The sequence below is a fragment of the Mucilaginibacter terrigena genome (assembly GCF_004168255.1).
GTDB classification, from domain to species: domain Bacteria; phylum Bacteroidota; class Bacteroidia; order Sphingobacteriales; family Sphingobacteriaceae; genus Mucilaginibacter; species Mucilaginibacter terrigena.
On the sequence record NZ_SEWG01000012.1, the window covers coordinates 1 to 9,563 of the forward strand.

Here is a 9,563-nt window from a genome sequence, read left to right on the forward strand (position 1 = left end):
TGCTATTACCAATAAAACGTGAATAATGTTACCGCCAAACGGTGTAACAAAAGCTCCGAAAATCCAAGCTATTACTAAAATAACAGCGATCAGGTACAATAGGCCTCTCATAATGTTGAATGTTTTTATGTTTAAGTAAATGTTATAAACCTGCTTATGCCAAAATCATTCCAAAAAGGGGTTATACAAGAAAAGCCCTGCATGCAGGGCTTCTGAATAAATAACCAAAGCGGGTATTAATACTCGTCTTCGTTAAAAAAGAAATCGTCTTTGGTGGGGTAATCCGGCCAAATCTCCTCTATATTTTCATACGGTTCACCATCATCTTCAAGTGCCTGCAGGTTCTCTATAACCTCTACCGGCGCGCCCGAACGTATGGCGTAATCGATCAATTCATCTTTAGTTGCTGGCCAGGGCGCATCTTCAAGGTGCGATGCTAATTCAAGTGTCCAATACATGTTTTTATATTAAATTGGTAAATTTTACTTTTTCGCAAAAGTATAATATTTTTAAATTGATTATCAATATTTTTTTGTAATATTTTTATTTCCTTGGTATCCATTGATTTTCAGGCACTTTATCGCTGTACCCTATCATCCTTGCCAGGGTGAACAGGTAATCGCTCAACCTGTTCAGATAAATATTCACTTTTTCGTCAACGGTACTCTCTTCGGCAAGGTGCACACTTAACCTTTCGGCACGGCGGCACACGCAACGGGCTACGTGGCAGTATGATATTGCATTGCTACCCCCCGGCAAAATAAAGTGCCTAAGCTCGGGCAATGTTTCGTTCATCCTGTCCATTTCCTTTTCCAGCAGTTCGATATCCTCAGGGTACAGATCTGGTATCACCATTTTAGATTTTTCGGGGTCGGCCGCCAGCGACGAGCCGATGGTGAACAGCCTGTCCTGAATCTGTTTAAGCATATCCTTATCATTGGCGCTAATGTCCTGATCGCGGATAAGGCCGATGTATGAGTTCAGTTCATCAACCGTTCCGTAACTTTCTATACGCAGGTGGTGCTTGGGCACACGTGTACCGCCAATTAACGATGTATAGCCCTTATCCCCTGTTTTGGTATATATTTTCATAAGAATTGCAGCAATTTAAACGTTTAGTTGGAGTTAACCACAAAGGGCACAAAGATTTTTCCACAAAGTACACCAGGGATCCGGCTTCGTGGCCTTTGTGCTTTCGTTAGCGCCCTTTGTGGTTAAATTAAACATTATGCAATTTTAAACTTAAACTTGCATATCGTGTTTGTTCAAATATATTATTTAGAAACTATGAAACCCATTATATCATCGGCCAGGGTGGCCCTTATATGTTTATTTACAGTAGCGTTACTTAGTTTTAAGTGCAGTAACGGCAGCGGCAGCGCAAATCGCCCCCCTTCAAAACCGGCGGCGCCTAAGGCAGACTTTTCGGCGTTTTTAACCGAGCAGCAGTTTAACGCCCTGTTTCCCGAGCGCGATAAGTTTTACACCTACCAGGCATTTATAAAAGCGGTAAACGACCTGGCGCAGATAAAGGTGCAGGTAACACGCAGGGCGGTATCGGTATACCAGTTCATACGTACGGATAAAACTACCGGCAAAGCCACGACTGTGCGCCAGGATGGAGATTGGAACGAGGCCTGGGCCAAAGTAAAACCCGATAGTACCTATACGGTTGATTACGGCGACTTTTGCGCCGAAAAAGATGCCATTGGCAACAAACGCGAGCTGGCTGCTTTTTTTGCGCAAATAGCGCATGAAACCCGCCACGGACGTAACGAAAGTTATACCGATGGTTTGATGCTGTTGCACGAGGATAACACCAATAATGTGTACGTAAGCGACAGTGACGAATACCCGCCTGTTAAAGGTCAAAAATATTATGGCCGCGGCCCCATGCAAATAAGCTATAACGGTAATTACGGTTACGCATCTGATTGTATATTTGGCGATAAACACGTTTTGCTGAATAACCCCGGCCTGATAGAGACCGACCCTGTGGTTGCTTTTAAAACAGCTATTTATTTTTGGATGACACCCGAAACCCACAAGCCATCGGCACATGATGTGATGACCGGCAAGTGGCAGCCAAATGCAATTGATAAGGCCAAAGGTCGCACACCCGGCTTTGGGATGACGATAAACATTGTGAACGGCGACCTGGAGTGCAACAAAGGCGAGGATAACTACAGCATGAAAGACCGCATTGGCTTTTACCAGTTCTTTCTAAAAAAATTGGGTGTTACCGACCCTGACTGTGCCTGCAGTTGTGGTAAAATGGAGCCGTATAAGTATTAGAGTTTATTTGAGCGCCCAAGCGTGTATAAAAAAAGGATCAAGTGAGACGCTTGACCCTTTTGGAAATTTTGGCTAAAGCCAATTCTCTTTTATTTTTATCCGTTGGCTAAAGCCAACGGCAATTAAATTGTTTGCATCAACTCATATTCATTGCCGTCCCATTTATGGGACGGATGAAATCAAATAATGAATATGGGCTTTAGCCCAAACCCGGCGAATATCGCTTAATGCGTAAGGGTGCTATCCCCTTCTATCCGCAGGCTTTCTTTGTGTATGGCGTTCATCAGTTCGGTAACAAACTCGGCCGACAGGCCTTCCTTGCCTCCTGCCGCAATTGCCCGGTCTATTACCTGTTTAAAGCGGGCGGGCTGTAAAGGCGGCACATTATTCTTTTTTTTGTAAATACCTACCTCCCTAACCACACGCTGCCTGCTGCCCAAAACGTTAATGAGCAATTTATCAAGCGAGTCTATTTTTTTCCTGCTCTGGCTTAGTTCCTGGTTTACAGTTTCGGCGCTTTTTGTTTGTGCCGGTGCCGATGTGTAAGCGATGGTAAACAGCGCTGTTAAAAACAATATATGTTTTAAATATCTTTTACCCATAATAGCAAATTTAGTCTTCAGAAGTTCTCACAAATTCCCAGCTGTAAATATCACCTTCTTTAACAATTCCAAAATAATCAAAACTGCCGGTTGCGCGGTCGCCTGCTTCGTCAAGCTTATCGCTGCCGCTAATGCCATCGTGTTTATTAGCCTGTTCTACAAACGATGCTTTTATCTTTTCAAAATCGCTTACATCTCCGTTGTTAGCTTCAATAGTATAGGCAATGGCCCAAACTGCATCATAAGCAGCCAGTGCAAAAGCATCGGCTTCCAAACCGGTTTTATCTTTAATTCTTTTTATAACCGGTGCATATTTTGGCTCGAACGAGGCCGGTAAACCAACAGATGGTGCCGAAAAACCCGTCGCGATAGCAAAATCAGCTACGGCAGCAGTACCTGTAAAAGCCGCGCTTAAAACAGCGCCATCGCCACCATACCATTTAACACCGGTTAAAGCAGGTTCGTTGGCAGCCAGTTTAAATATCTCTATGCCTTCATCAAATGATGCCAGGTATACAGCAACCTTATCAGCACCAAAAGTTGTGCTAAGGTCGGCCACCCTTGTTTTAATATCGGCAACAACCGCGCTGTAATCTGTAGTAGTAACTGCATACGGTGTTACAGTGCTAACCACGCCGCCTTTGGCAGTAAACGCTTCACCTACTGATGTTTGCAACCCCCGGTTACCCGCATCGTTAAGCGCAACGGTCACTAAACCTTTTTTACCATCTTTAAAAATAGTGTTCGCGCTTGCTGCACCTTCAATTTTGTCTGAAGGGCAAAAGCGAAATATGGCATCGCCGGCAATAGCCAGGCTGCCGGCAGTACTGCTCTGGCTTACTACTAAAATTTTTGATGCATCAACCAATGGTTTTAACGCGGCCAGTTCCGAGCTGCTTTGCGGCCCTACAATAAAGCTGATACCCTCGGCTTTAGCTTGTGTAAATTGCGAAGCGGCCAGGTCGGCAGAGTGTTTGGTATCGGTTACATCTACCCCTATGCTATATGGCAGATCTTTACTTGCAAAGTATTTGTTTACATCTTCGGCAGCAAGCTGGATGGCCGCGCTCGAAGTTTTGCCTAACGTGCTGCCACTGCCTGTTAGCGTAAACAAGCCGCGAATGTTTATAGCCCTGGTTACAATAACCTTTTTTGATTTTTTGCAAGACTGAAATACAAGTGCCACAGCCAACAATGCAATAACGGGTAGTAATATTTTTTTCATTTTAAGTTATAAGATATTTATGGCGAAAATACGTTTAATTTGGCTATTTTGTTTATTTCCTGCCGGTTGAATATTCAATTTGTACGTAATTGTAACATCTGTTATTATATTTAGTCTGATTTTTTTATTGTAACGAATGGAGAAATTTTTATTTGATACTACCGGGCTTTCATCTGCCGAAGCTGATGATTTTGATGCCACCAGCAAAGCGCTGAAAGAGCAGTTCAGGATAGAGGTACCGGGTTATATCGACTTCCAGATGGAACAGTTTGAAGCGCTTAACCACCATAAGGCAGTTAACGTTCGCGATGTTTTCGCTATAAAAAATGCGTGCGGTGATAGCTACCTTTTATTTGTAGATATGGACACTTACCATACCCATACAAAGGATAAAACAACCCACTTTACAGAATACCAGCCCTGGGCGCTGGCTTACCTGAAACGTGATTTTGGCCGGGTGTTTATCCGCACCGAAACCATTATCGACAAGATCCGCGAGATCATTTTCCCTATCGAGCTTGATTTTAAAGAGGATAAGCCCTTTAGCGACAGGTATTATGTACTAACCGACGATAAGCGTAAAGCCGAACTTGCCATAACCCAGGAGTTTAGGGATGCGATGATGGCCATTAAGGAAACCGATTTTGTAGTAGAGATATTTGAGCATACGCTGATTATTGGCAACCGCAAACCCATCACCCCGGAGCACACCCTGTACCTTGCCGATTTTGTAGCAAGGCTGGCCGAGCTGAAATGTTAAAGCCTATTATTTTAATACGGCCGGTAAAATATACTCCTGCATCATTTTATCAACCTGCGGGTGGGCGTAACCCTCGTTGTAAGCTGTTGAGGTAATGATGATAACCAGCGGCGCGTTTTTAAATACAAATATTTTATTGCCGCCGTTACCGGTGCAGTACCAGGTTTCGTAAGGGTTGTTATTTATCGTGTAGGTTTTGTTCCAGAACAGGTAACCGTAATAGCCGGGGCCAACCACATCGGCAGGCAAAGCAATTTGTTTGGTGAACGATTTTTGCACCCAGCTTTGCGGGATGATCTGCTTGCCGTTCCACATACCATTATTTTTATACAGCTGCCCAAATTTGGCAAAGTCGACAGCACGCAGCCTTATTCCGCCGGCGGTGTTGGGCACATTTTGCGGGGTGTATTGCCATTTATAATTGGTGATGCCTAACGGTTTAAACAGTTTGGCATCGGCATATTTATACAAGCCTCCCGGTACTTTCTTGTTTAAAATATCGCCTAAAACTACAATGCCTGCGGTAAAGTAATTCCAGGTTTTATAAGCCCTTTTTGAACTGTCCGTTTTTAGGTCGAGCGCGAATTTTACCCAGTTTTCGGTGGGGTACATGTTGTTTTCGTTACCCGGCGAATCGTCGCTGTTATCATTCGCGTCAAAAACCGAGCTCATGGTAAGCAGGCTTTTTATGGTAACGCTATCCTTTTGCGGCGAGTAGTTATTATAGGCTTTCAGGTCGTAAAAATCCTTCAGCATTTGCTGTTCCGATTTAATGTACCCGTCATTTATGGCTGTCCCCATAATTGCTGCCGCAAAGGTTTTACCAACCGAGCGCGGATCGTGCAGGGTATCGCGCCCGCTGCCGTTAAAATACTCCTCTATCAGCAGTTTGCCGTTTTTGATAACCACAATACCGCTGATGCTTTTAAACTTATTTTGCAAGATCTTTTCGTTCAGGTCCATTATCAGCTGCTTATCGTAGGTTTCGGCCGATACGCGCCAGCCACTATTTTTGGCAATAGGTTGTATGGCTTTATCCTTTACCTCTATGGTCGGGACGATCACTTTTAATTCGCCCTGTGCTATCAAATCGCCAGCTATTACTTCGGGTATGCTTACATAAGGCCGTAGCTCTATTTTTATGGTATGCGTACCGGTTGTTAAGGCATCCTCGCCACCCCTAACCATAAAACGTGTAAACATATACCTCGACCACATATCCTCGTGCAGCGTGCTTATCAGCTTTATGCTTAATGTGGTGCGGCCGTTTTTATTGCGGGCATACCCGGCCCCTTTATGCAAATTTTCCTGGTATATCTGCTTACCGTCTACATAAAAAGTAAATTGATAATTGCCCTGGTTAAGCTGCTCTACCGTTAGGTTTGGCGCTAAAAGGTGCTGGTAGTTTGTTAACGATTTACCCATAAAAGCCCGCATGCTGAGATTGCTTTTGGGGGTTAGCACAATTTCCTTTAAAAAATCGGCTTCGGTTAATTTTGCTGTGGGTATGGTATCCGTAGTAAAAACGATGCGGCCGATATTTGCTTTGTGTACGGGGAGCGTAATGGCATCTGCCGGTACAATATCAGTTACCTGGGCAAAAAGTGTACCGGTTGTAAAAAAGGATATAGCGGTTAGCAGTAATAAGCGTTTCATAAACATATTTTAAGTATCGCTGCAAATTTGCCTTATACTACTATTCCAAAATAGAACAAATTTAACGTTGCCTGCTTAATAACCGCCGGTATTGCATGGCATTTACACCGTTAAACGCTTTAAAGCTACGTGTAAAATGGCTCTGATCGGCAAAACCGCAGGCGATTGCAATATCGGTTAACGACAGCCTTTTATCTGGCATCAGGTATAACGAACGCTGCACCCGTATCTTGCGGATGTACTCACCCAGGTTGCAGCCAAAATATCTCGAAAAATCGCGAGAGAGGTGCGCGGGATGCACATCTAAAATTGCGGAGAGGTCGGTCAGTGTGAACTTACGGGCCACGTTATCATGCAATATCTCCCTTATTTTTGATACCCATGCCGGTTTTTGTGCGGCATTGGCAGCGCGGCTGCCCTGCATTTGCCCCAATACCTGCAGCAGCAAAGCTTCGGTGTTCATGGGGGTTAAGCCATCGTTTATTTTGGTTTCTTTAAAAAGCTTGTAAAATAAAAACTTCACATCGGGCGATGTTACCTCAAAGCTGCCCTGCAGCTTGTTATCGCCTTGTTTAAAACCGTTGAACCAGGCCTGCTCTAATTCGATATGGAAACCGCGGGTATAGCCTTTGGGTTTGATGTTATAGTGCGGGTCCTGCCAGTTATGAAACAACAACGTACCGGCGGTGCAATTGTAAACTTCTTTTTTATTGCCTTCAATTACCTTACCATCCAATATAAAGGTAAAGTACGCGGTATCGTGGTAATGCCAGTCTACCTTATCATGGGTGTACTCGGTATCGGTAATGGTGGCAAAATCAAGGTTAATGGTTTGATTGGTTTGCCCAAAGAATTTACCGGTTTTTAAGTTTTCCAAAACTTACTTTGCCAGGTCGATACCTGCTTCTTTTACAGGTTCGCGTTTGCTAACAGTTACAATATTCTCGTTTTGGTAATCGTTCTCAACCAGGCCATCGCGCATACGTACAATACGGTGGGCGTGCATAGCAATATCTTCCTCGTGGGTAACCAGTATAATGGTGTTGCCTTTAGCATGAATATCCTCCAGCAGGCCCATAATTTCTATAGATGTTTTGGTATCAAGGTTACCGGTAGGCTCATCGGCCAGGATAATGGATGGGTCATTGATAAGCGCCCTGGCCACAGCCACACGCTGGCGCTGCCCGCCCGAAAGCTCGTTTGGGCGGTGATCTGTACGGTTGCCAAGGCCAACGTTCTCTAAAGCTTTTTTAGCGCGGTCGTTACGTTTTTCTTTATTGATACCCGCATAAACCAGCGGCAGGGCAACGTTATCTAAGGCGCTGTTACGCGGCAAAAGGTTAAAGGTTTGAAAAACGAAGCCAATTTCGGAGTTGCGCACCTCGGCAAGGTCGTTATCTGTCATGTGGCTAACATTAATGCCGTTAAGGATGTATTCGCCTTTGGTTGGGGTATCCAAACAGCCCAAAATATTCATCAGGGTTGATTTGCCCGAACCCGAAGGCCCCATCAGCGCCACAAATTCGCCTTTGTTTATAGTTAAGGTTACCGATTTTATCGCATGGATAATTTCGGACCCAATAACGTATTTACGACCGATATCCTTAATGGTAATAAGAGGCTCTTCCTTTTTGGTAGCTATTGGCATTTTTCCGTTTTTTGTTACTTTGACAGTGTAGTGGTATAAAATGTTACAGTCTTATTTCGGATTTCGAATTTTCAATTTCGGATTTATTTTCTTTCGGACTTTCGACTATCGACTTAAGACTTATTTAATCACCTTCGCTACTAAAAAATGGCTTTTATCATGGTCGGGCGCGTTAAGCAGTGCCTCTTCTGTAGTAATTTCTTGTTTTACTACGTCTTCGCGCAGCATGTTTGGCTCGGCGGTCATATAAACAAGGGGCTCAACGCCGGTGGTGTCTACCTCGTTCAGCTTATCCATAAAGCCCAGTATCTTGTTCATGTCTTTGATCATTTCCTGCTTTTCGCCGGGTGCAAGTTCCAGCCTGGCCAGGTGTGCAATTTTATCAACCGTTTGTTCGTCTATGGTCATGTTCTTCAATCTTTTTACTGATGATGGCGTGCACCTGGTCGCGCAGGGCGTCTGCATCATTTATAGTTAAATGCGCCGTATCGATAGGCTTATGTACAAATATATCACATACACCCGGTTTCGAGCCATACTTTTTACCGTCATCCCATAAAACTTTCCAGGTGTTTACAGATGTTACCGGGATGATAGGCACTTTAAGCTCGATAGCCATGCGGAAGGGCCCGTTCTTAAACTGGTGCAGATCCGGCGGGTAGCTGTCGGGTATAGTTGCCTCGGGGAATATAATAACCGTAACACCTTTCTCCAGCCTGTCCATTGCGGCTTTAAATGCGCGGAAGGACGCCATTTTGCTTTCCCTGTTCACCGGGATATCTACCGTACGGAAGAAAAGGCGGGTAACTATACCGTCCTGTAGCTCCTGCTTACCCATAAAACAGCAATTGCTTTTTACCAGCAGGCTCATGGCCGTAATATCTAAATTTGAGGTGTGGTTAGGGCAAACTATATAGGTATTGCTCCAGTTTACAGGCGTTTCGAAATGGTAGCGATACCTGATCCCCACACAAAACGAGCTTACCTGCCCCCAAACACGGCGCATAGCAGTCATGTTTTTATACGTTTCGGGCTTACGCGAAAAATAATAAAGGAAAGGCCATAGCAAAAAGTAGAAAAATCCCACGCTGCCCTGGTAAAGGTACAGGTGCATTTTCTTCAATATAATTTTCATCGACCCCAAAAATAGAAAAAATAGTAACTATTCAAGCCCCCTGTAAATGGCGTAGCTAAGCCCCGCTATAAACGGCGTAGCTAAGCCCCCTCTAAACCTCCCCCGATAGGGGAGACTTTCCTTCTTAAAGCCCCTCTCTTTCGGATAGGGTTTGGGGTGAGGCTAAAAATTAAGCCCCCCTCTAAACGGCATAGCTAAGCCCCCTCTAAATCTCCCCCGATAGGGGAGACTTGCCTTCTTAA

12 protein-coding genes are annotated in these 9,563 nt (G+C 44.4%); 2 read left to right on the forward strand and 10 right to left on the reverse strand.

From position 1 onward, the window contains the following. The 3 genes from EWM62_RS19000 to EWM62_RS19010 form a co-directional block, all read right to left on the reverse strand. On the reverse strand, positions 1-111 hold a 111-nt coding region (locus EWM62_RS19000), incomplete at its 3' end, for a lmo0937 family membrane protein (RefSeq protein WP_129878266.1). A gap of 125 nt (positions 112-236) precedes the next feature. After that, positions 237-458, reverse strand: a complete 222-nt coding sequence (locus EWM62_RS19005) for a DUF2795 domain-containing protein (RefSeq protein ID WP_002996718.1) — start codon at positions 456-458, stop codon at positions 237-239. An 85-nt stretch (positions 459-543) separates the two neighbouring features. Further along, positions 544-1,092, reverse strand: a complete 549-nt coding sequence (locus EWM62_RS19010; protein ID WP_129878267.1) for a cob(I)yrinic acid a,c-diamide adenosyltransferase — start codon at positions 1,090-1,092, stop codon at positions 544-546. Between the two features lie 195 nt (positions 1,093-1,287). On the opposite strand from EWM62_RS19010, the gene EWM62_RS19015 reads away from it, so the two are divergent. Further along, positions 1,288-2,295 (forward strand): chitinase, encoded by a 1,008-nt coding sequence (locus EWM62_RS19015; protein WP_129878268.1) that lies wholly within the window; start codon positions 1,288-1,290, stop codon positions 2,293-2,295. 224 nt (positions 2,296-2,519) lie between these two features. On the opposite strand, the gene EWM62_RS19020 is transcribed toward EWM62_RS19015, so the two are convergent. Together EWM62_RS19020 and EWM62_RS19025 are read right to left on the reverse strand one after the other, a co-directional pair. Next, a complete protein-coding gene (locus tag EWM62_RS19020; protein ID WP_129878269.1) occupies positions 2,520-2,897 on the reverse strand; it encodes a chorismate mutase in 378 nt (125 codons plus the stop codon). 10 nt (positions 2,898-2,907) lie between these two features. Beyond that, on the reverse strand, positions 2,908-4,122 hold the full coding sequence (locus EWM62_RS19025) for an ABC transporter substrate-binding protein (RefSeq protein ID WP_129878270.1): 1,215 nt from the start codon (positions 4,120-4,122) through the stop codon (positions 2,908-2,910). Positions 4,123-4,258: 136 nt separating this feature from the next. Between EWM62_RS19025 and EWM62_RS19030 the strand changes: the two genes are divergently transcribed. Continuing rightward, a complete protein-coding gene (locus EWM62_RS19030) occupies positions 4,259-4,882 on the forward strand; it encodes a hypothetical protein (RefSeq protein WP_129878271.1) in 624 nt (207 codons plus the stop codon). Positions 4,883-4,888: 6 nt separating this feature from the next. On the opposite strand, the gene EWM62_RS19035 is transcribed toward EWM62_RS19030, so the two are convergent. The 5 genes from EWM62_RS19035 to EWM62_RS19055 all read right to left on the reverse strand — a co-directional run bounded on the left by EWM62_RS19035 (position 4,889) and on the right by EWM62_RS19055 (position 9,321). Next, a complete protein-coding gene (locus EWM62_RS19035; protein ID WP_129878272.1) occupies positions 4,889-6,538 on the reverse strand; it encodes a serine hydrolase domain-containing protein in 1,650 nt (549 codons plus the stop codon). Positions 6,539-6,599: 61 nt separating this feature from the next. Continuing rightward, entirely contained in the window at positions 6,600-7,415 is an 816-nt protein-coding gene (locus EWM62_RS19040; protein WP_129878273.1) for a helix-turn-helix domain-containing protein, read from the reverse strand. 3 nt (positions 7,416-7,418) lie between these two features. Further along, positions 7,419-8,186, reverse strand: a complete 768-nt coding sequence (locus EWM62_RS19045; protein ID WP_129878274.1) for an ABC transporter ATP-binding protein — start codon at positions 8,184-8,186, stop codon at positions 7,419-7,421. 120 nt (positions 8,187-8,306) lie between these two features. Further along, entirely contained in the window at positions 8,307-8,594 is a 288-nt protein-coding gene (gene gatC, locus EWM62_RS19050; RefSeq protein WP_129876556.1) for an Asp-tRNA(Asn)/Glu-tRNA(Gln) amidotransferase subunit GatC, read from the reverse strand. Further along, positions 8,569-9,321 carry a lysophospholipid acyltransferase family protein gene (locus EWM62_RS19055; protein ID WP_129876557.1) on the reverse strand — a complete coding sequence of 251 codons (753 nt, stop codon included), beginning with the start codon at positions 9,319-9,321 and terminating at the stop codon, positions 8,569-8,571. The genes gatC and EWM62_RS19055 overlap by 26 nt, the downstream gene beginning before the upstream one ends. Between the last annotated feature and the right edge of the window lie 242 nt (positions 9,322-9,563).